We start from the raw sequence: 20,176 nt of genomic DNA on the forward strand, positions 1-20,176 counted from the left end.
TCTGGCTGAAAGACCGTGGTGCCCTGATCGCGAGCAAGCCCGCTCCCACAAGGTTTGCGCTACGCCGCATCCTTGTAGGCCTGCAGTGCCTTGAGTCGTTCGCGCTTGAGCGCTTCGCCCAGTTCAGGGCCTTTGTAGCCCTGCTCCAGCAGCGGCTGCACCGCTACCGCCAGGGCTGCCCGCGCCGCGCCGCGCAGGTAGTCAGCTTGCGGGTACGGGCGATCTTCCAGCCCCAGGCGCCCTTTGGCGTCCATCTCGCACGCCACGACAAACTCCTCGAACCGCTGCGGCCGCCGGTACACGTCAAAACGTTGCAGCAACTCCAGAAGCGTCGAAGCCTTGAGTTCAAGGGCCCGATGGCCGTGCGTGTGGTATTCGCCCACCAGCAGGGCCAGTTCCTGGCAGTCACGCGGCACCTTGTAGCGGTCATTGACCGCCTTGATCAGGCGCAGCCCCTTGTGCTCGTGGGCAATGTGCCTTGGCCAGTCCTTTTCAGGGGTCAGTCCCTTGCCCAGGTCGTGCAGCAGGCAAGCCCAGCGCACCGTTAGGGGCTGTTTGTGCAAGGCCGATTGCTCCAGCACGCTGAGGGTATGCACGCCGCTGTCGATTTCCGGGTGATGGGCCGGGGGCTGCGGCACGCCAAACAGGGCGTTGACCTCGGGCAGCAGCACTTCAAGTGCGTCACAGTTGCGCAGTACTTGAATAAAGACCTGCGGCTGATCTTCCATCAAGGCGCGGGAGATTTCCTTCCAGCAGCGCTCCGGGGTCAAGGCTTGCAGTTCGCCGGAGCGGGACAATTGACGCATCAGCTCCAGGGTCTCGGGGGCGATGCTGAAACCCAGGCTGGCGTAGCGCGCAGAAAATCGGGCCACGCGCAGCACTCTGAGTGGATCTTCGGCGAATGCGGGGGAAACGTGGCGCAAGATGCGGGCCTGAAGGTCGCGCTGGCCATGATAAGGGTCGGTCACGTTGCCGGCCTCGTCCTCGGCCATCGCATTGATGGTCAGGTCGCGACGGATCAGGTCTTCTTCGAGGGTGACGTCGGGGCTAGCGTGAAAAACAAAGCCGCCATAGCCATGACCACTTTTACGTTCGGTGCGCGCCAACGCATATTCATCACCGGTTTTGGGGTGAAGGAATACCGGGAAGTCCGAGCCGACAGGGCGATAGCCAAGGGCCTGCATTTGTTCGGCCGTAGCGCCCACCACCACCCAGTCGATATCGGTGACAGGCTTGCCCAGCAGGCGATCGCGTACGGCACCGCCAACTTTATAGATCTGCATAAAAAACCTCCGTCAGCGCGACAGGATAGCGCGTGTGCCGTGTTAACGGAGGCTTGGGTTACAGGTGAATGGCTCCCATGTCCAGGCGGCCACGGTCAAGATCACCGTGGTCGCCTTTTGGCGGGACATGGTGGACCTTCATGACCTGGTCGCCTTGCAGTGTTTCCAGGTGAATGTCGAAGCCCCACAAGCGGTGCAGGTGCTTGAGAACTTCTTCGGTGGAGTCGCCCAAGGGTTTGCGGTCGTGTTGCTGGTGACGCAGGGTCAGTGAGCGGTCACCACGCCGGTCGATGCTCCAGATCTGGATATTGGGTTCGCGATTGCCCAGGTTGTATTGCGCGGCCAGGGTTTCGCGAATGATGCGGTAGCCGTTTTCGTCATGGATGGCGGGTACCAGCAAGTCGTCTTTTTGATCGTCGTCCATGATGCTGAACAGCTTCAGGTCGCGGATTACCTTGGGTGACAGGTACTGCAGGATAAAACTCTCGTCCTTGAAGCTGGCCATGGCGAATTTGATGCTCGACAGCCAGTCGCTGCCCGCAAGGTCAGGGAACCAGTAGCGATCCTCATCGGTAGGGTGTTCGCAGATGCGCCGGATATCGCAATACATCGCAAAGCCCAGGGCGTAGGGGTTGATACCGCTGTAGTAGGGGCTGTCAAAACCGGGCTGGAACACCACGCTGGTGTGGGAAATGAGGAACTCCATCATAAAGCCTTCGGTGACCAGGCCTTCGTCATAGAGGTCGTTCATCAGGGTGTAGTGCCAAAAAGTTGCCCACCCCTCGTTCATCACCTGGGTTTGCCGCTGTGGGTAAAAGTACTGGGCGATCTTGCGCACGATGCGCACCACTTCACGCTGCCAGGGCTCCAGCAAGGGCGCGTGTTTTTCCAGGAAGTACAGAATGTTTTCCTGAGGTTCTTCGGGGAAGCGGGCGTTGTCCTTCTCGCTGAGTTTGTCTGCGCTTTTGGGGATGGTGCGCCACAAATCGTTGATCTGTTTTTGCAGGTGCTCCTCGCGTTCCTTTTGTCGACGGCGCTCCTCTTCGGCTGAAATCGGATCAGGCCGTTTGTAGCGGTCCACCCCGTAGTTCATCAGGGCATGGCAGGAGTCGAGAAGGTCTTCCACTGCGTCGATGCCGTGGCGCTCCTCGCACTGCATGATGTACTGCTTGGCGAACACCAGGTAATCGATGATCGAGCTGGCATCGGTCCAGGTGCGAAACAGGTAGTTGCCCTTGAAGAAGCTGTTGTGGCCATAGCAGGCATGGGCAACCACCAATGCCTGCATGCAGATGGTGTTTTCTTCCATCAGATAGGCAATGCAGGGGTCTGAGTTGATAACGATTTCGTAGGCCAGCCCCATCTGGCCCCTGGTATAGGATTTTTCAGTGCTAAGGAAGTGTTTGCCGTAGGACCAGTGGTGATAACCCAACGGCATGCCCACCGATGCGTAGGCATCCATCATTTGCTCGGCGGTGATGACTTCGATCTGGTTGGGGTAGGTGTCCAGCGCATAGCGGCCAGCCAGGCGGCCGATTTCGCGGTCATAGGCCTGGATCAGGTCAAAGGTCCACTCTGAGCCGGTGGAGATGGGTTGGCGCTTATTCTCTTTGGCGGTCATGTCACTAACCTGCGCTGGAAGAGTTCACGGAAGACCGGATAAATATCGCCGGCCGAGACCAGTTGCTGTTGGGCGAAGGTGTCGGAAAACGCCTCGCTGATGCGTTCGTACTCGTACCAGAGCGCCTGGTGTTCGCGCGGGGTGATCTCTACATAAGTGTAGTACTGCACGAACGGCATGATCTGGTTGATCAGAATGTCGCGGCAAATGGGGGAGTCGTCGTTCCAGTTGTCTCCGTCAGAGGCTTGGGCTGCGTAGATGTTCCACTCGTTGGTGGGATAACGCTCGGCCATGATCTCCTGCATCAGTTTGAGTGCGCTGGAAACGATGGTGCCGCCGGTTTCCCGGGAATAGAAAAACTCCTCTTCATCGACCTCCCGTGCGCTGGTGTGATGGCGAATAAACACCACGTCAATCTTGTCGTAGTTGCGCTTGAGAAACAGGTAAAGAAGGATAAAAAAGCGTTTGGCGATATCTTTGGTGGCTTGGGTCATGGAGCCTGAAACGTCCATCAGGCAGAACATGACGGCTTTGGAGCTGGGGTTGGGCTGTTTGATCAGCAGGTTGTACTTGAGGTCGAAGGTGTCGAGAAACGGCACGCGATGAATACGCGCGCTGAGTTTCTCGATTTCAGCTTCGATGGTCTTGATATCGCCGAAGTTGTCCGGTTCTTCACGTTTTAACCGCTCCAGCTCAGCCTTGGCTTCGCGCAGTTTTGCCCGGCTGCTGCCGGACAGGGCAATGCGCCGTGCATGGGCGGAGCGCAGGGTGCGGATGATATTGATGCGGGACGGGTTGCCCTCGTTGCTGATACCGGCGCGGACGGTTTTGAACGTGTCGGTGCCGGTCAGGTTGCGTTTGACCAGGTTGGGTAGCTCAAGGTCTTCGAACATGAATTCGAGGAACTCTTCCTGGGTGATCTGGAACACGAACTCATCCATGCCTTCGCCGGAGTTGCCCGCTTTGCCTGGCCCGCCGCCACCTCCCGAGCCGCCTTGAGGGCGTGGAATATGTTCACCGCTGGTGAACTCCTTGTTGCCGGGGTGAACCACGGTTTGCTTGCCACCACGGCCGTGATGCAGCACCGGCTCATCGATATCGCGGCCAGGGATGCTGATTTGCTCGCCATGTTCCATATCGGTAATGGAACGGCGGCCCACGGCCTCTTCTACGGCCTTTTTGATATGGTCACGGTAGCGCCGCAGAAAACGCTGACGGTTAACCGTGCTCTTGTTCTTGCCATTGAGGCGTCGGTCGATCACATAGCTCATTAGGCCCTCCGGGCAGCTTCAAGTTGTGAGCTGCAAGCTGCAAGTCCAAGCAATTGCCCTGCTTGTTCTTGCAGCTTGAGGCTTGAGGCTTACAACTGCCTCACTGCGACTTGCGGACCCGCAGGTACCACTCGGAGAGCAGCCGTACTTGTTTGTCGGTGTAGCCACGTTCGACCATTCGAGTGACGAAGTCGTTGTGTTTTTGCTGGTCCTCTTTGCTTGCCTTGGCGTTGAAGCTGATAACCGGCAGCAGGTCTTCGGTGTTGGAGAACATTTTCTTCTCGATCACCACCCGCAGCTTCTCGTAGCTGAGCCAGGTCGGGTTTTTACCGTTGTTGTTGGCGCGGGCGCGCAGTACGAAGTTGACGATCTCGTTGCGGAAATCCTTCGGATTGCTGATGCCTGCCGGTTTTTCGATTTTCTCCAGCTCTTCGTTGAGAGCCACGCGATTGAGGATCTCGCCGGTTTCCGGGTCGCGGTATTCCTGGTCCTGAATCCAGAAGTCGGCGTAAAGCACATAGCGATCGAAGATGTTTTGCCCGTATTCGCTGTAGGACTCCAGATAAGCGGTCTGGATTTCCTTGCCGATAAACTCGATGTAGCGCGGCGCCAGGTATTCCTTGAGGAAACGCAGGTAGCGCTCACGGGTTTCAGCCTGGAATTGTTCCTGTTCGATCTGCTGTTCGAGCACATAAAGCAGGTGGACCGGGTTGGCGGCAATTTCGTGGGGGTCGAAGTTGAACACCTTGGACAGGATCTTGAACGCGAAACGGGTCGACAGGCCATTCATGCCTTCGTCGACACCCGCGTTGTCACGGTACTCCTGGATGGACTTGGCTTTCGGGTCGGTATCCTTCAGATTTTCGCCGTCATACACCCGCATCTTGGAGTAGATGTTGGAGTTTTCCGGCTCTTTGAGCCGTGACAGTACGGTGAACTGGGCCAGCATTTTCAGGGTGTCGGGCGCGCAATGGGCTTTGGCCAGCGAGCTGTTGAACAGCAGTTTGTCGTAGATCTTCACTTCGTCACTGACGCGCAGGCAATACGGCACTTTGACGATGTAGATCCGGTCGATAAACGCTTCGTTGTTCTTGTTGTTGCGGAAGGTGTGCCACTCCGATTCGTTGGAGTGAGCCAGCAGGATGCCAGTAAACGGGATCGCGCCCAGGCCTTCGGTGCTGTTGTAGTTGCCTTCCTGGGTGGCCGTCAGCAGTGGGTGCAGCACCTTGATCGGTGCCTTGAACATCTCCACGAACTCCATCAAGCCCTGGTTGGACCGGCACAGGGCGCCCGAGTAGCTGTAGGCGTCGGCGTCGTTTTGCGGGAATTCTTCCAGTTTGCGGATATCGACCTTGCCGACCAGGGCCGAAATGTCCTGGTTGTTTTCGTCTCCGGGTTCGGTTTTGGCGACACCGATCTGATTGAGGATCGAGGGGTAGAGTTTAACCACGCGGAACTGGCTGATATCACCGCCAAACTCGGCCAGGCGCTTGGTGGCCCACGGCGACATGATGGTGCTCAGGTAGCGTTTGGGGATGCCGAAGTCTTCTTCGAGGATCGCGCCATCTTCGGTGGCGTTGAACAGGCCCAGGGGCGATTCGAAAACCGGTGAACCCTTGATGGCATAGAAGGGCACTTTTTCAATTAGCTGTTTGAGTTTTTCGGCAAGGGATGATTTGCCGCCCCCGACCGGGCCCAACAGATAGAGGATTTGCTTTTTCTCTTCCAGGCCCTGTGCAGCATGGCGGAAGTAGGAAACGATCTGGTCGATGCATTCTTCCATTCCGTGGAAGTCTTCAAAGGCCGGATAGCGGCGAATCACCTTGTTGGAAAAAATCCGCGATAGCCGTGAATCGGTTGAGGTGTCCAGCAGTTCCGGCTCACCAATGGCCAGCAGGAGCCGTTCAGCGGCAGAGGCATAAGTGCTTTTGTCCTGTTTGCACAGCTCAAGATATTCCTGGAGCGTGAGCTCTTCCTGGCGTGTGGATTCAAAGCGTTGTTGGAAGTGGCTAAAAATACTCATGACGTCACCTCGCTCGATACGTGGAGTCGGCGATAGATCGGTCAGTTCGAGTGCTGGCATGCAGCAGCATGTGTGCTGCTGTGTACCCCCCAGGACACCATCAAGGTGGCTAAACCCTTGAAGTTACTACCGATGATCCATTCGCCGGTGTACCGGCTCTCCCCAGATTTGGATGGCCTGAGGTAAAGGATAGTTGGTAATCCGGGAGGTCAAGGGCGGATGCGTGAAATGTTGCGCCTGACCGTTGGTCAGGCGGGCCGCCAGCCCTCTGATCACGGGGGCTGGGGCAGATAAAAATATTATTCGCCCGGGCTTTGGGCGGTTTCGTCCGGGTAAGTGGCGCGCCACAGCTCGAAGCCGCCATCCAGGCTGTAGACCTCGCTGAAGCCCTGGCCGACCAGATACGCGGCAGCACTCTGGCTGGAGTTGCCGTGGTAGCAGGCCACGATCAGCGGGGCGTCGAGGTCGGCGTTGGCGATGAAGTCATGCAGCGAGTGGTTGTCCAGGTGCTTGGCGCCGCTGATATGGCTGGCGGCAAAGGCCTGCGGGTCGCGCACATCAACGACGACGGCGCCTTGTTCGCGCAGGGCCTGGGCTTGCTCGGGCGGGATACGTTTGAATTCGGTCATGGGGGATTCCTGTGGCCTGACAGCGGGCGCGGTTAGCCGGCGCCCAAGGGTTGGGAAGATGGCTCGGTAGGTGGAGCAATGGAGGGCGCGGCAAGGCCCGGGTCGTCGCAGTCGCAGAGCAGGCGCTGGCCAGTGTCGACATTGAGCAGGGTCATGGCCCCGCCCCAGACGCAACCGGTATCAAGGGCATAGATGCCCGGCTCCTTGCAGTTGCCTTCCAGTGCGGCCCAGTGCCCGAAGATGATCTTGAGGCCCTGGGTCTTGCGTTCTTTATAGCTGAACCACGGCGCGAATCCGGGCGGTGCAGTACCGACGCCTTCTTTGCTTTTGAGGTCGAGTTTGCCCTCTCGGGTACAAAAACGCATGCGGGTGAAATAGTTGGTAATAACCCGCAAGCGGGTCACACCGGTCAGCTCGTTGTCCCACTTGGCGGGATCGTTGCCGTACATGCCGTCAAGGTAAGGCCCTATGAGATTGTCATCACGCAGGGCCTGTTCGACTTCGCTGGCGCATTTGAGGGCTTTTTTCAGCGTCCACTGCGGCGGTATTCCGGCATGCACCAGTGCGGTATCACGCTCTGCATCGTAGTGCAGCAGCGGTTGCTGGCGAAGCCAGTTCAGCAGTTCATCGCAGTCGGGGGCTTGGAGGATTTCACGCAGGGTGTCGCCTTTTTTCAGGCGTTCGATATTGCGCCCCACGGCTAGCAGGTGCAGGTCATGGTTGCCCAGCACGCAGACCAGAGACTCGCGCATACGGTACAGAAAACGCAGGGTTTCCAGCGATTCAGGGCCGCGGTTGACCAGGTCACCGACCAGCCAGAGCTTGTCTTTGGCAGGGTCGAAGGCTACACGTTCGAGCAGGCGTTTGAGCGGCTTGAGGCAACCTTGCAAATCACCCACGGCATACACTGCCATCAGTGCAGGGCTCCGGGTACCGCGAGGCGGAAGGGCGCAATAATGGCTTTGAACTCGTGGCCGTCGTCGGCGTGCATCAGGTAGCTACCCTGCATGGTGCCGACTTTGGTGGTGATCACTGAGCCACTGCTGTAGGTGTGTTCGCTGCCAGGATCGATCTTGGGTTGCAGCCCTACAACGCCTGCGCCGCGAACTTCCTCGACATGACCGTCGCCGTCGGTGATGACCCAGTGCCGGGACAGCAGTTTGGCGGCGACTGAGCCGTTGTTGCGCACCGTAATGGTGTAGGCAAAGGCAAAGCGCTGATGTTCGGGCTGCGATTGTTCTGGCAGGTAACGTGTGACGACGCTGACGTCGACCAGATAGCGGGGATCGTGCATGCGAGAGGCCTTACTTGAAAGCGAAGACACAGTTCGGGATAAAACTGATCCCTGAGTCTAGGCCAAACAACGGGTACCCGGCTAGACATGGCGTCTGGCCGGGTAGCCGTTTTTTCTCGGCAATCAGTCGGCGGCGGGCGCCACGACCGGTTGCTCGCTCAGCTTGTCGGCCAGGCGCACGAAGGCGGCCAGGTCGAGTTGCTCCGGGCGTTTGCTGCCATCGACGCCAGCGGCTTCGATTTCAGCGTTGCTGAGCAAGGCCTTGAGGGTGTTGCGCAGGGTTTTGCGACGCTGGTTGAACGCTTCGCGAACCACGCGCTCAAGCAGGCGATGATCCTTTGCCGGGTGCGGCAGGACTTCGTGCGGCACCAGGCGGACAATCGCCGAATCAACTTTCGGCGGCGGGTTGAATGCCCCCGGGCCTACGTTGAACAGGTGTTCGACGCGGCAGTGGTACTGAACCATGATCGACAGGCGACCCCAGTCACCACCGCCAGGGCCGGCGGCCATGCGCTCGACCACTTCCTTTTGCAGCATGAAGTGCATGTCACGGATCAGGTCGGCGTTTTTCAGCAGGTGAAAAATCAGCGGCGTAGAGATGTTGTACGGCAGGTTACCGACCACGCGCAGTGTGCGGGGTGCAGCATTGAGGCTTTTGAAGTCGAACTTCAGCGCATCACCCTGGTGCAGGGTGAAGTTGCTCATGCCGGCAAACTGGCGGTTGAGGATCGGCACCAGGTCCTTGTCGAGTTCAACGACGTCGAGCTGCCCACCGCTGTTGAGGATGCCTTCGGTCAGGGCGCCCTGGCCCGGGCCGATTTCCAGCAGGCGTTCGCCCGCCTTGGCGTTGATGGCGCGCAAGATGCGGTCAATCACGCCTGCATCGTGCAGGAAGTTCTGGCCAAAGCGCTTGCGCGCCTTGTGTTGGTATTGCTCGTTCATATACGGGTCTCGGCCATCTGGTAGGCGGTTTCCAGCGCGACTTGCAGGCTGCCGGTATCGATCTTGCCGCTGCCCGCCAGATCCAGGGCGGTGCCGTGGTCGACAGAGGTGCGGATAATCGGCAAGCCCAGAGTGATGTTGACGGCGGCGCCAAACCCTTTGTACTTGAGTACGGGCAGGCCCTGGTCGTGGTACATCGCCAGCACTGCGTCGCAGTGTTCCAGATATTTGGGGGTAAACAGAGTGTCGGCAGGCAGCGGGCCACGCAGGTCCATGCCCTCACTGCGCAGGCGCTCCAGGGTTGGTTCGATGATATCTATTTCTTCATGGCCCAAATGGCCGCCTTCACCGGCATGGGGGTTGAGCCCGCACACCAGGATTCGCGGCCGGGCAATGCCGAATTTTTGTTGTAGGTCGGCGTGCAGAATGCGGGTGACCCGCATCAGTCGCTCGGGGGTTATTGCATCGCTGACCTGACGTAGCGGCAGGTGCGTGGTGACAAGTGCCACGCGCAATCCGCGGGTGGCCAGCATCATCACGACCTGTGGGGTATGGGTCAGGTCGGCAAGGAATTCGGTGTGCCCGGAGAACGGGATGCCTGCTTCGTTGATCACGCCTTTATGCACCGGGGCGGTGATCATGCCGGCGAAGTCGCCATCCATGCAGCCTTGTGCGGCGCGGGTCAGGGTCTGCAGCACAAAGGCTGCATTGGCCTTGTCCAGCTTGCCGGCGGTAACCGTGGCATTCAGCGGGGTGTCCCACACATACAGGCTGCCTGCTGGAGCTGGCTGTTCGGGCCAGTTGCCCGGCCCAACCGGGAGCAGGCTGACAGCCACACCGAGCTGCGCGGCCCGCTCAAGGAGCAGGTCGCGGCTGGTAATGGCAATCAGGGGGTGTGGCTGGTGTTGCGAGGCGAGCAGCAGGCACAGGTCGGGACCTATGCCTGCCGGTTCGCCGGGTGTCAGGGCAAAACGCTGTGTTTTCACTGCGCGGCCTGGCCTGCGCTGTCAGTTTCAGTTGCGCCTGGCAGCTTGATTTCAACATAGGCTTCGTCGCGGATCTGACGCAGCCAGGATTGCAGCTCTTCGTCGTACTTGCGGTTACGCAGAGCGTTCATGGCCTGTTGCTCGCGTGCCTGGGTGGTGCTGTCAGTGGCACGACGGCCAAGGACTTCCAGAACATGCCAGCCGTATTGGGTCTTGAACGGCTTGGACAGTACACCTTGCGGGGTGTCGGCCATTGCCTCGCGGAACTCGGGTACCAGCGAATTCGGGTCAACCCAGTTCAGGTCGCCACCGTTGAGGGCGGAACCCGGGTCTTCGGAGTAAGTCTTGGCCAAAGTGGCAAAGTCTTCGCCCGACGAGATGCGGTCGTAGATTTTGGCTGCCAGTTCTTTGGTTTGCGCTTCAGTACGAATTTCGCTTGGTTTGATCAGGATATGACGGACATGGACTTCGTCCACCACCACTGATCCACCGCCACGTTTTGCGTTCAGCTTGAGGATGATGAAGCCGCCTGGCGTGCGTACTGGAGGCGTCACGTCACCCACCGGCATCTCACTGAGCATGCGGTCGAAAGGGGGTGGCAGTTGAGCCGCTTTACGCCAGCCCATGTCGCCGCCTTCCAGTGCCGTGTCGCTGCCGGAGCGGGCGATGGCCATTTGGGCAAAGTCAGCGCCTTGCTTGAGCTTGTTGTAGACATCTTCAGCCTGGCGTGCTGCGTTCTGGACGGCTTCCGAACTCGCGCTTTCAGGCGTCGGGATCAGGATATTGGCCAGGTGATACTCTTCGGACATCTGCATTTTGCCCAGGTCCGAGGCCAGGAAGTTTTTCACTTCCTGGTCCGTGACCTGAATGCGCTCGGCCACGCGACGCTGGCGTACGCGGCTGATGATCATCTCGCGACGTACCTGCTCGCGGGCATCCTCATAGGACAGGCCGTCGTGGGCCAGGGCCTGACGGAACTGCTCGATGGTCATGTTGTTGCGCTGGGCAATGGTGCCAATGGCCTGGTTCAGCTCTTCGTCCGTGATACGGATACCAGAGCGTTCGCCGATCTGCAGTTGCAGGTTTTCGACGATCAGGCGCTCAAGCACCTGCTGATCCAGAACGCTGGCAGGCGGTACGCCCTGGCCGCGCTTGGCGATGGTTTGCTGCACTTCGTGGACACGCTGGTCCAGTTGGCTCTGCATGATCACGTCGTTGTCGACGATGGCCACCACTTTATCCAGGGGCTGTACTGCAGCGCTGGCTGCAGTACCCAGGAACAACGCGCCCAGCATTAGCGGGCGCAGACACTCAGAAAGCTTGATCTTCACGTTCACGATAACCTTGGATGCCTTTGTCGAGGAAGCTCTCTACTTTGGTGCCAACAACGCCACCGAGACCTTTCAGCACAACTTGGAGGAAGAGACCATGGTCGCCCTTCTCGTTTTGAGGGGCTTCCTGGGTGTACTCGTCGTTGGATACCCAGTAACGGCTGATCAGACGAAGCTTCCAGCAGCAGTTGTCGTACTCGAAGCCACCGAAGGCTTCCAGGGTACGGTTGCGGTTGTAGTCGTACTGCCAGCGGCTGATGGCGTTCCATTGCGGCACGATCGGCCAGATAACCGAGAAGTCGTGCTGCTTGATCTTGTAGTAATCCTTGATGTAGCCAGGATCACCCGGGGACAGGTAGTCGCCACCACCCACAGTCCACTTGCCGGTGTACTGGTCGTAACGCACCTGGTCGTTGCGGTAGCGGAAGCCTGCGTTGACCACCTTGTTCGGGTTGTCTTCAGGCTGGTAGTGCATCATCGCACTGCCTGAACGAGGGCTACGGGTTTCCGGGTCCCAGTTGTAGTCGGCAGTCGCACGCCAGTCGCGGTTGAAACGATAGGCGTATTCCAGTGCATACGGCGACATGCTGGAAGTCGCGTCTTTACGGTCGTCGGAAATACCCGGCAACTGAACCTTGCGATCCTTGAAGTAATAGGCCTGGCCCACGCTGATGCGTTGACGCTCAAAGCCGTTGTCTTCGATCAGGCGGCTGGTCAGGCCCAGCGACAGCTTGTTCTCGTCGCCAACACGGTCCGTGCCGCTAAAGCGGTTGTCGCGCCACAGCGAGGAATAGCTGAAGGTGCTTTCGCTGGTGTCGAAAATCGGGATGTCATCCTGATTTTTCTCCGGGACATACAGATAGAACGCACGCGGCTCCAGGGTCTGGCGGTAGTTGGTACCGAACCAGTTGGTGTTGCGGTCGAAATACAGGCCGCTGTCGACGCTGGCGATTGGCACGCTGCGGTTGACCGTACTGTCGAACTTGCCGCCAGCAGCCGCCAACTGAGTCTTGCCAGTGCCATCCAGGTCCAGATCGTACTGGGTGTACATGTACTTGAGGGACGGCGTCAGGAAGCCATAGCTCCAGTTCAGCGGCAGGCTGACACTTGGTGCAAGGTTCATGCGCGTACCGTTGGCACGGGCCAGGCCGGTCACGTTGGTATCCAGGCGTGGTGCGGTAGTGCCATCTTCGTTGGTGTAGTTGCCGTTTTCCAGGCTGCGGTCGAATCGCACCAGCTCGGTGTTATAGGCGAAGTTCAGGCCACCCGGGTGAGTGGGCAGCATGCCATCGAGGGTGAGTTGCGGCAGTTTGTCGTAGGGCGTGATCTGGGTAACGGTGGCCAGTTGATAGGCCTGTACGTTCAGCTTGGCGGTGTAGTCATCGCCACGGTAGCTGACGGCGGCCTGCTGGTTCAGGTAATCACGGCTTTCAACGCCGATCTGGTCGCTTTCCAGATCCTGGAAGTAATACGGATCGCTGATCTTGGTGTAGTCGACTTCGGTCAGTACGCGCGAATCCAGGCCGCCCTTGTGCTGCCAGTTGAGCATGTAGCGCTTGTCGTTGTAGTCGGTCTGGCGCTTGCGGTCGTCGTTGTCGTCGTTGAGGTACGCGGCGCCGAACTGGCCTTCGCTGGATTCGGTCAGGTAGCGGAACTCGCCTTCCATCAACAGGCCGCGCTTGGTCATGTAGCGCGGGTACAACGTGGCATCGTAGTTGGGTGCCAGGTTGAAGTAGTACGGGGTCACGAGCATAAAGCCGGTGTCGGTGCTGCTGCTGAAGGACGGCGGCAGGAAACCGGACTGACGGCGATCGTCGATCGGGAAGTAGATGTACGGGGTGTAGAACACTGGAATGTCCTTGACCCGCAGCGTCACGTTGGTGGCCGTACCGAAACCGGTGGCCGGGTTCAACGTGATGTTGTTGCCCTTGAGCTGCCAGGCGTTGCTGCTTGGTTCGCACGTGGTGTAGGTACCATCCTTGAGGCGGATGATCGAGTCTTCAGCACGCTTGGCATACAGCGCACTGCCGCGGATACGCGACTTGTGCAGCACGTATTCGGCGTTGTCGACCTTGGCCGCACCGGTGTCCAGCTGCACATCGGCGTGGTCGCCGACGATCAGGGCGCCGTTGTCGCGCAGGCGCACCTTGCCATTGAGTTCGCCACGGCTTTCAGCCTGGTACAGGCTGGCTTCGTCGGCTTCGATCTGCATGCTGCCCTGACGCATCACGACGTCACCTGCCAGGGTCGCCACCTGCTCTTCCTGCTCATAGCGGGAGGCTTTGGCGCCGATAAAGGTCGGTGCATCGCTTTTGCTGGTGGGGTCGTTCATGCCCGGACGGATGGGCTCCACGTACGAACCGGAGCAGTACGGGCCGGTTTCGGCCAGTTGGGCTGCGGTCAGCTTGTCCCGGGGGACCCAGTCGAGGTGGCTGTAGTCGTCGCTGCGCGCCTTGAGCCCGCGGCCTTTGGCCTCGGTGACCAGAGGGGCCTGCTTGGCCTGCTCGCTGGTTTCACCGCTGGCACCCACCGACCCGTCGCCATGCGCAGGACGCGGTGGCAGTTGCGCCACGTTGGTTTTTGGTGCGCAATCCCAGCCACCCGTAGCCGACACGGAACAGTCATACTGCTCCTCGGCAAACGCGAACGGCGTGGCGAGAGGTTGCATGGCCAGCAAACTGCCGGTTACCAGCAACGGAAATTTTTTACGAAACGCGGGGGATTTCAATGCCATCTTATTAGTCCGGGCTTCCTGCGTGCCATCAGCCCGCGGTGGGGGACCGCACGCCTATCGATGGTCTGGAAAAGATTCTGGATAATAAAGCATGACCCGCTTGACGGCTAGCGCCGTCGGAGACCCTTGTAATGCCTGACCAAGATGTACGCCTGCAACACCTGAAAGTTTGGCTGGATGAACAGTTGGCAACCGTGTTCGCGAATGAGGGTTGGGGTGCTGTGCCCCCGGCCACGCTGACTGCTGCCAGTAGCGATGCGAGCTTCCGGCGCTATTTTCGCTGGGAGGGTGAAGGGCGCAGTTTCGTCGTCATGGACGCGCCGCCCCCCCAGGAAAACTGCAGACCTTTCGTCGAAATTGCTGATTTTCTGCGGACTTGCCTGATCAATGTGCCGAAAATTTATGCTCAGGACCTCGATCGCGGCTTCCTTTTACTCAACGATCTGGGCAACAAGACCTTCCTGGACGTGATCAACAGCACCAACGCCGACGAATTGTTCAAGGATGCCATCGAAGCCTTGCTGGCCTTCCAGCAACTGCCGATGACCGAGCCTTTGCCCTGCTATGACGTGGCCTTGCTGCGCCGCGAGCTGGAGCTGTTCCCCGAGTGGTATGTGCGTGCTCACCTGGGGGTGGATTTCAATGAGCAGCAGCAGGCCGCCTGGCAACGGGTCAGTGCGCTGCTGATCGACAGCGCCCTGGCGCAGCCAAAAGTGCTGGTGCACCGCGACTTTATGCCGCGCAACCTGATGCTCAGTATTCCCAACCCCGGTGTGCTGGATTTCCAGGACGCGGTGTATGGCCCGGTGACCTACGACATTACCTGCCTGTTCAAGGATGCGTTCTTGAGCTGGCCTGAAGAGCGCGTGCGCAACTGGCTGCAGGATTACTGGCAACTGGCACTGCCGTTGGGCATCCCGGTGCAACGCGACTTTGAAGAGTTCCTGCGTGCCAGCGACCTGATGGGTGTGCAGCGGCATTTGAAAGTGATCGGTATTTTTGCCCGCATCTGCCATCGCGACGGCAAACCGCGTTATCTGGCCGATGTGCCGCGTTTCTTCTCTTATATAGAAGCCGTGCTGGCGCGACGCCCCGAGCTGGCAGAACTGGGTGAACTGTTCGCCAGCCTGGGGCTGACCCGCGAGGTCGATGCATGAAGGCGATGATTCTGGCGGCCGGCAAAGGCGAGCGCCTGCGCCCGCTGACCCTGCACACGCCCAAGCCATTGGTTCGTGCAGGGGGCGTGCCGCTGATCGAGTACCACCTGCGTGCGCTGGCAGTGGCGGGCTTTACCGACATCGTGATCAACCACGCCTGGCTGGGCCAGCAGATTGAAGATCATCTGGGCGACGGCTCGCAGTTTGGTGTCCGCATCCAGTACTCACCGGAAGGTGAACCGCTGGAAACCGGTGGCGGCATTTTCCAGGCGCTGGCATTGCTCGGTGATACGCCATTTGCTGTGGTTAACGGTGATATCTGGACCGATTACGACTTTGCCGCCTTGCGCCAGCCATTGACCGGCCTGGCGCACCTGGTTCTTGTGGATAACCCGGCGCACCATTTGGGCGGGGACTTCAGCCTCAGCGCAGGTCAGGTTCAAGAGGGTGTAGTGGGTGCCGATACGCTGACCTATAGCGGTATCGCCGTGCTCCACCCCGAGCTGTTCAGGGGCTGCACGGCGGGTGCTTTCAAACTGGCGCCGCTATTGCGCAAGGCAATGGCGGCCGGGCAAGTGACAGGTGAACGATTGCAAGGGCATTGGGTGGATGTGGGTACGCACGAGCGGCTGGCCGAGGTCGAGTCGTTGATCAAGGGCGCTCGCTAGCATGTTGTGGCCAGGGACTCTGATCGGAGCCGGAGCCGGCTTTTTCATTGCCAGTATTCCGGGGGCCATGCTTGGCGCTTTATTGGGGCGGGCACTGGACCGGCGCCTGCAACTGCACAGTTGGGCCGATCTGCTGGAGCGCCTGGGCGCCCGGCAGGTGCTGCGCAACGATGAGTTGTTGTTTGTGCTGCTCGGCCGGCTGGCCAAAAGCGGTGGGCAGGTGCTGGACCCGCATATCGCGCAGGCGCGCCAGGAAATGCGTCAGCTCGACATGGCGCCCGCCGCGCAAAAGCGTGCGATTGCCGCCTTCAACCGCGGCAAGTCGGGTAGTGATTCGCTACGCGGTTATCTTAAACGGCTCAAGGCTCAGCCCCATGCGGCGGAAGGGGTATTGCGCGCTTGTTGGCGGATGATCCTGGCCGATGGCCGGGTGGCGCCCCAGGAGCGCGAGCTGATTGTGCTTTGGGGTGGCTGGTTGGGCTGGACCCGGCAACAGGTACTGGCGTTGGGTGGCGAACGTGACGCTCAGCAAAGACCCGTGGCAACCCGCGGCGGTACCTACCTGCAGGCGCTGACTCTGCTGGGGGTGACTGAAGCCAGTGATCCTGAGCAGATCAAGCGCGCCTACCGCCGCCTGCTCAGTCGTCACCACCCGGACAAGGTCGCCGGCAGCGGTGCCGGCCCGGTGCAGGTGCGCGAAGCCACCGAAAAAACCCGCGAACTGCACCAGGCCTACACCTTGGTTCGTCAGCGCCGCGGATTCTAGCGCGGGTTTACTTATCCACAGGCTGAGGGCTGAGCCAGCCGCGCACCCGGCGAAACAACTGCTCCTGTTCGCCTTCCCGGTTACCCGGGGTGGCGAACAGTCCTACCTGTTTGAAATTCGATCCGTTGGCGCGCTTGCTGGCCTGCAGTCTTTGCAGGGCTGCATCGCGGGCCTGGGGTTGGTCTTTGTAGAAGATATCCAGCAGCGCGACGTTGAGGGCCGGGGTCAACTGGCTCAAGTCCGGCTCTGCCAGCACCGGTTTGCGGGCAGACACCATGATCAGCTTCTGAACCTGGGCAGGATGCTTGGTACTGATGTAGCGCGATGCCCAATAGGCCCCGGAGCCGTGGCCGAGCAGAACGACAGTGCGCATGTTCTGGTGCTGGGCAAAGGCAATGGCCGCATCAATACGGGCGAAGATGCGCTCGGCATCGGCCTTGTCCAGATCTTGTGCGCTTTGCGCCGCTTCCGGTTCCGGGCTTTCGGTACCCGCACTGGCCGCTTGCTCGATGGGTTTGGCTGTGGTGCTGGCTGCTTTGCTGCTACTGTCTGTCGCAATTGCTGTAGGAGGTTTCTCTGGTTCGGCTTCCCGCGCCTGGCTGGCTTCGCTTTGCATGTCCGGCAAGCTCAGGCTCAGACTGGCCCAGTTGGCGTCTGGCAGCTTGTTGCGCAGTGGGCCGACGGTCAGGGGCCAGTCAGCGGTTTCACCGGCGCCGGGCACGATAATCACTGCACCTTCGGGGGCGCTGCTGTTGGCGGGTTTCCACAGGGCGAGAAAGTTGTCATTGGGCGCTTGCAGCTGTTGCTGCTCGTGTACGGGGAGTTGTCGCTCAAGGGCTGCGGCGTCTTCCTGGCTGCGCTCGGGCAGTGGGTCGCGCACGGCGGGCTTGGCCGCAGGTTCGGTTTCGGGCTGGGTGTCGCCTGCGAGCACTGGCAGGGCGAACGGCAATACCAGCGACAGGCACAAGGCTGGCAGTGCCAGACGATAAGGAAACATCGGTTATTCCAGGCCAGAAGTAGTCCCGGCAGCGTAATGGGTTGATCAGTATTTGTCAGGGGGTGAGCGTTTAGATGAGACGTTTTTGCTATCTGTGGGTTATCGGCTGGCTCTGGCTGCCCTTGATGGGCCATGCCGCGCCTGTGCCCGCCGCCCAGCTGTCGGCCGAGCAACAGCAATGGCTGGCCCGGCACACAGAGTTGCGGGTGGGCCTGGTATTGCAGGCGCCCTATGCCCGATTTGATCGCCGCCTGCAGCAGTTGTCCGGGGCCAATGTCGAGCTGATGAAGTGGCTGGCGCAAGCACTCAATGTTGAACTGATCTGGCGTAACTACCCTGATCTGGCGCAACTTGAACAGGCCGCCCGTAACGGTGAAATCGACCTGGCCCCCGGGCTGACGCAAACCCCGGCGGGTTTGCGCCTGTGGCAGTTTTCCGATCCTTATATGCGTGTGCCGCAATTGTTGGTGGGCACGCGCAATGGCACCGGCTCGGTTGACCTTGAGCGTGTCGACAGCCAGACCCGCGTCGCGGTGCGCATGCCGAGTGCCACCGCCGATTTTTTGCGCAGCAGCTACCCTGGCCTCAATTTGCAGGGCGTGCCGCTGGAGCGCCAGGCCTTGCAGTTGTTGCTTAGCCAGCAAGCCACCTATGCCGTGATCGACGAAGCCCAGCTCAGTCGCTTGTCGGCCGAGCCCGAGTTTGCCGAGCTGGCGGTGGTGGGTGATGTCGGCTTGCCGCAGTTGTTGCGCGTTGCAACGCGGCGTGACTGGCCTGAGTTGGCCGGTATCGTCGAGCGTGGCCTGCATGCGATCCCGGCGCGGGACATGGAACAACTGCACAGTCGCTGGCTGCAACCCAAATACCCGCACCTTGGCCCGTCGCCCGGCTTTTGGCAGAACCTGAGCTTGCTGATTCTCGCGTTGCTGCTGGCCAGCATGGCGATTGTGGTGTGGCAGCGCCGTCAGCAAACCAGCCTGGAACGGGCCTTGCTCAGTGCCCGCGAAGACCTCGTATTGCATACCGCCAGCGCCGAGGCCCTGCGTCTGAGCCAGTTCTCCATTGACCAGAGCCCCGTGGGTATTCTGTGGGTCAATTGGGACAGCCATGTGCGCTACGCCAACCGGGCGGCCGAAGAGATGCTCGGCTATTCGCCAGGGGCAGTGCTGGAGCGCCCGCTCAGGGATTTTGACCCCGGCCTGACGATGGATCGCTGGTTGAACATGTGGCGCCGCGCGCGCAATCACAAGGAGGGTGTTCACCGCAGTGAAACACTGTGCGTGCGTGCTGATGGCTCGCAGTTTCCCGCCGATGTGACCTTGAGCTTCTTGCGCTTTCAAACCGCGGAATACCTGGTGGTGTACCTCAATGACATCACCGAGCGCCACCAGGTGCAGGCCGCCTTGCAGGAAAGCGATGCGCGTTTGCAGGGGATTGCGGCCAACGTGCCGGGGCTGGTCTTTCGCCTGGAGCGTTCGCTTCTGACTGGCGAACTGGACTTCCCCTATATCAGCGAAGGCAGCGAGAGCCTGGCGGGGTTTTCCCCGGCCACATTGCGCCTGCGCGAAGTGGGCCTGCGCAGCCTGGTGCATCCGGATGACCGGGCGGATTACCATCGGGTGCAGGACCTGGCGCTGGACAGCGACAGTGATTGGTCCTGGCAAGGTCGGATCCTGACCCGCCAGGGCCAGCAGCGCTGGGCCGAGATCAAGGCCATCACCCGTCGCCTGGATGATGGCACGGTGGTGTGGGACGGGATTGTCTGGGATATCAGCGAAAGCAAGCGCATCGAGCTTGAACTGGACAGCTCCCGCGGGCAGCTGCGCGAACTGTCGGCGCACCTTGAAAGCGTGCGCGAAGAAGAAAAGGCACGCATCGCGCGTGAAGTGCATGATGAACTGGGGCAGATCCTGACAGTGCTCAAGCTGGAAACCTCAATGTGCGAGCTGGCCTACGCCCAGCTGGATCCGGGGTTGCATGAGCGACTCAACAGCATGAAAAAACTGATCGCCCAGCTATTCCAGCTGGTGCGCGATGTGGCGACCTCCTTGCGCCCGCCGATCCTGGACGCGGGCATCAGCTCGGCCATTGAGTGGCAGGCCAGGCGCTTTGAGGCGCGTACGCACATTCCGTGTCTGGTGCAGGTCCCTGAGCATTTGCCGCCGCTGGGTGCGTCCAAGGAGGTGGGGTTGTTCCGCATCCTGCAGGAGGCGCTGACCAATGTGATGCGCCATGCCCAGGCGCACACGGTTGAGCTGACCTTGAGCGTGCAGGGGCGGGAGCTGTGCCTGAGCATCAGTGATGACGGCCAGGGTTTTGTGCCCGCAGGCGGGCGGCCGACCTCCTTTGGGCTGGTGGGCATGCGCGAGCGGGTGTTGATGCTGGGCGGAACACTGGCGTTGCACAGTGTTCCGGGGGAGGGAACGACCCTGACGGTACGCGTGCCTTTGGTGGAGAAAAGTGGATGAGGAAGT

General features: G+C 60.0%; 16 protein-coding genes. 4 read left to right on the top strand and 12 right to left on the bottom strand.

Going from position 1 to position 20,176, the window contains the following annotated elements:
* Nucleotides 1-59: 59 nt before the first annotated feature.
* The 11 genes from BLU25_RS16975 to BLU25_RS17025 all read right to left on the bottom strand — a co-directional run bounded on the left by BLU25_RS16975 (nt 60) and on the right by BLU25_RS17025 (nt 14,114).
* A complete protein-coding gene (locus tag BLU25_RS16975; RefSeq protein ID WP_016782436.1) occupies nt 60-1,283 on the bottom strand; it encodes a multifunctional CCA addition/repair protein in 1,224 nt (407 codons plus the stop codon).
* Nucleotides 1,284-1,341: 58 nt separating this feature from the next.
* Nucleotides 1,342-2,904 (bottom strand): SpoVR family protein, encoded by a 1,563-nt coding sequence (locus tag BLU25_RS16980; protein WP_016782435.1) that lies wholly within the window; start codon nt 2,902-2,904, stop codon nt 1,342-1,344.
* A complete protein-coding gene (locus tag BLU25_RS16985) occupies nt 2,901-4,175 on the bottom strand; it encodes a YeaH/YhbH family protein (RefSeq protein ID WP_016782434.1) in 1,275 nt (424 codons plus the stop codon). Before BLU25_RS16985 ends, BLU25_RS16980 begins: the two co-directional genes overlap by 4 nt.
* A 100-nt stretch (nt 4,176-4,275) precedes the next feature.
* A complete protein-coding gene (locus BLU25_RS16990; protein WP_016782433.1) occupies nt 4,276-6,198 on the bottom strand; it encodes a PrkA family serine protein kinase in 1,923 nt (640 codons plus the stop codon).
* Nucleotides 6,199-6,497: 299 nt separating this feature from the next.
* Complete coding sequence (glpE, locus tag BLU25_RS16995) at nt 6,498-6,827, bottom strand: thiosulfate sulfurtransferase GlpE (RefSeq protein WP_016782432.1); 330 nt, start codon at nt 6,825-6,827, stop codon at nt 6,498-6,500.
* A gap of 32 nt (nt 6,828-6,859) precedes the next feature.
* Nucleotides 6,860-7,741: a symmetrical bis(5'-nucleosyl)-tetraphosphatase gene (locus BLU25_RS17000; protein WP_016782431.1), complete on the bottom strand. Its 882-nt coding sequence runs from the start codon at nt 7,739-7,741 to the stop codon at nt 6,860-6,862.
* Entirely contained in the window at nt 7,741-8,121 is a 381-nt protein-coding gene (apaG, locus tag BLU25_RS17005; RefSeq protein WP_016782430.1) for a Co2+/Mg2+ efflux protein ApaG, read from the bottom strand. The genes BLU25_RS17000 and apaG overlap by 1 nt, the downstream gene beginning before the upstream one ends.
* 123 nt (nt 8,122-8,244) lie before the next feature.
* A complete protein-coding gene (gene rsmA / locus BLU25_RS17010; RefSeq protein WP_016782429.1) occupies nt 8,245-9,063 on the bottom strand; it encodes a 16S rRNA (adenine(1518)-N(6)/adenine(1519)-N(6))-dimethyltransferase RsmA in 819 nt (272 codons plus the stop codon).
* A complete protein-coding gene (gene pdxA / locus BLU25_RS17015; RefSeq protein WP_016782428.1) occupies nt 9,060-10,049 on the bottom strand; it encodes a 4-hydroxythreonine-4-phosphate dehydrogenase PdxA in 990 nt (329 codons plus the stop codon). The genes rsmA and pdxA overlap by 4 nt, the downstream gene beginning before the upstream one ends.
* Nucleotides 10,046-11,386 (bottom strand): peptidylprolyl isomerase SurA, encoded by a 1,341-nt coding sequence (gene surA / locus BLU25_RS17020; RefSeq protein WP_029611600.1) that lies wholly within the window; start codon nt 11,384-11,386, stop codon nt 10,046-10,048. Before surA ends, pdxA begins: the two co-directional genes overlap by 4 nt.
* A complete protein-coding gene (locus BLU25_RS17025; RefSeq protein WP_016782426.1) occupies nt 11,361-14,114 on the bottom strand; it encodes an LPS-assembly protein LptD in 2,754 nt (917 codons plus the stop codon). The genes surA and BLU25_RS17025 overlap by 26 nt, the downstream gene beginning before the upstream one ends.
* A gap of 131 nt (nt 14,115-14,245) precedes the next feature.
* Here BLU25_RS17025 and BLU25_RS17030 point away from each other — a divergent pair, with 131 nt between their 5' ends.
* Genes BLU25_RS17030 through BLU25_RS17040 form a run of 3 tightly spaced genes read left to right on the top strand, consistent with a single transcriptional unit; the run spans nt 14,246 to nt 16,705 of the window.
* Nucleotides 14,246-15,271 carry an aminoglycoside phosphotransferase family protein gene (locus tag BLU25_RS17030; RefSeq protein ID WP_016782425.1) on the top strand — a complete coding sequence of 342 codons (1,026 nt, stop codon included), beginning with the start codon at nt 14,246-14,248 and terminating at the stop codon, nt 15,269-15,271.
* On the top strand, nt 15,268-15,939 hold the full coding sequence (gene murU, locus BLU25_RS17035) for an N-acetylmuramate alpha-1-phosphate uridylyltransferase MurU (RefSeq protein ID WP_016782424.1): 672 nt from the start codon (nt 15,268-15,270) through the stop codon (nt 15,937-15,939). The genes BLU25_RS17030 and murU overlap by 4 nt, the downstream gene beginning before the upstream one ends.
* Before the next feature lies 1 nt (nt 15,940).
* Nucleotides 15,941-16,705, top strand: a complete 765-nt coding sequence (locus BLU25_RS17040) for a TerB family tellurite resistance protein (RefSeq protein WP_029611599.1) — start codon at nt 15,941-15,943, stop codon at nt 16,703-16,705.
* A 7-nt stretch (nt 16,706-16,712) separates the two neighbouring features.
* Here BLU25_RS17040 and BLU25_RS17045 read toward each other — a convergent pair whose 3' ends face one another.
* Nucleotides 16,713-17,702 carry an alpha/beta hydrolase family protein gene (locus BLU25_RS17045; protein ID WP_016782422.1) on the bottom strand — a complete coding sequence of 330 codons (990 nt, stop codon included), beginning with the start codon at nt 17,700-17,702 and terminating at the stop codon, nt 16,713-16,715.
* Between the two features lie 74 nt (nt 17,703-17,776).
* Between BLU25_RS17045 and BLU25_RS17050 the strand changes: the two genes are divergently transcribed.
* Nucleotides 17,777-20,170 (top strand): PAS domain-containing sensor histidine kinase, encoded by a 2,394-nt coding sequence (locus BLU25_RS17050; RefSeq protein ID WP_016782421.1) that lies wholly within the window; start codon nt 17,777-17,779, stop codon nt 20,168-20,170.
* The last annotated feature ends 6 nt before the right edge of the window (nt 20,171-20,176 follow it).

Source organism: Pseudomonas fragi, from assembly GCF_900105835.1.
In the GTDB taxonomy this organism is placed as follows: domain Bacteria; phylum Pseudomonadota; class Gammaproteobacteria; order Pseudomonadales; family Pseudomonadaceae; genus Aquipseudomonas; species Aquipseudomonas fragi.

Excerpts from the sequence above, each read along its gene's own strand:
- BLU25_RS16975 (WP_016782436.1), bottom strand. The coding sequence starts at position 1,283 with ATGCAGATCTATAAAGTTGGCGGTGCCGTACGCGATCGCCTGCTGGGC.
- BLU25_RS16980 (WP_016782435.1), bottom strand. The coding sequence starts at position 2,904 with ATGACCGCCAAAGAGAATAAGCGCCAACCCATCTCCACCGGCTCAGAG.
- BLU25_RS16985 (WP_016782434.1), bottom strand. The coding sequence starts at position 4,175 with ATGAGCTATGTGATCGACCGACGCCTCAATGGCAAGAACAAGAGCACG.
- BLU25_RS16990 (WP_016782433.1), bottom strand. The coding sequence starts at position 6,198 with ATGAGTATTTTTAGCCACTTCCAACAACGCTTTGAATCCACACGCCAG.
- glpE (WP_016782432.1), bottom strand. The coding sequence starts at position 6,827 with ATGACCGAATTCAAACGTATCCCGCCCGAGCAAGCCCAGGCCCTGCGC.
- BLU25_RS17000 (WP_016782431.1), bottom strand. The coding sequence starts at position 7,741 with ATGGCAGTGTATGCCGTGGGTGATTTGCAAGGTTGCCTCAAGCCGCTC.
- apaG (WP_016782430.1), bottom strand. The coding sequence starts at position 8,121 with ATGCACGATCCCCGCTATCTGGTCGACGTCAGCGTCGTCACACGTTAC.
- rsmA (WP_016782429.1), bottom strand. The coding sequence starts at position 9,063 with ATGAACGAGCAATACCAACACAAGGCGCGCAAGCGCTTTGGCCAGAAC.
- BLU25_RS17025 (WP_016782426.1), bottom strand. The coding sequence starts at position 14,114 with ATGGCATTGAAATCCCCCGCGTTTCGTAAAAAATTTCCGTTGCTGGTA.
- BLU25_RS17030 (WP_016782425.1), top strand. The coding sequence starts at position 14,246 with ATGCCTGACCAAGATGTACGCCTGCAACACCTGAAAGTTTGGCTGGAT.
- murU (WP_016782424.1), top strand. The coding sequence starts at position 15,268 with ATGAAGGCGATGATTCTGGCGGCCGGCAAAGGCGAGCGCCTGCGCCCG.
- BLU25_RS17040 (WP_029611599.1), top strand. The coding sequence starts at position 15,941 with ATGTTGTGGCCAGGGACTCTGATCGGAGCCGGAGCCGGCTTTTTCATT.
- BLU25_RS17045 (WP_016782422.1), bottom strand. The coding sequence starts at position 17,702 with ATGTTTCCTTATCGTCTGGCACTGCCAGCCTTGTGCCTGTCGCTGGTA.
- BLU25_RS17050 (WP_016782421.1), top strand. The coding sequence starts at position 17,777 with ATGAGACGTTTTTGCTATCTGTGGGTTATCGGCTGGCTCTGGCTGCCC.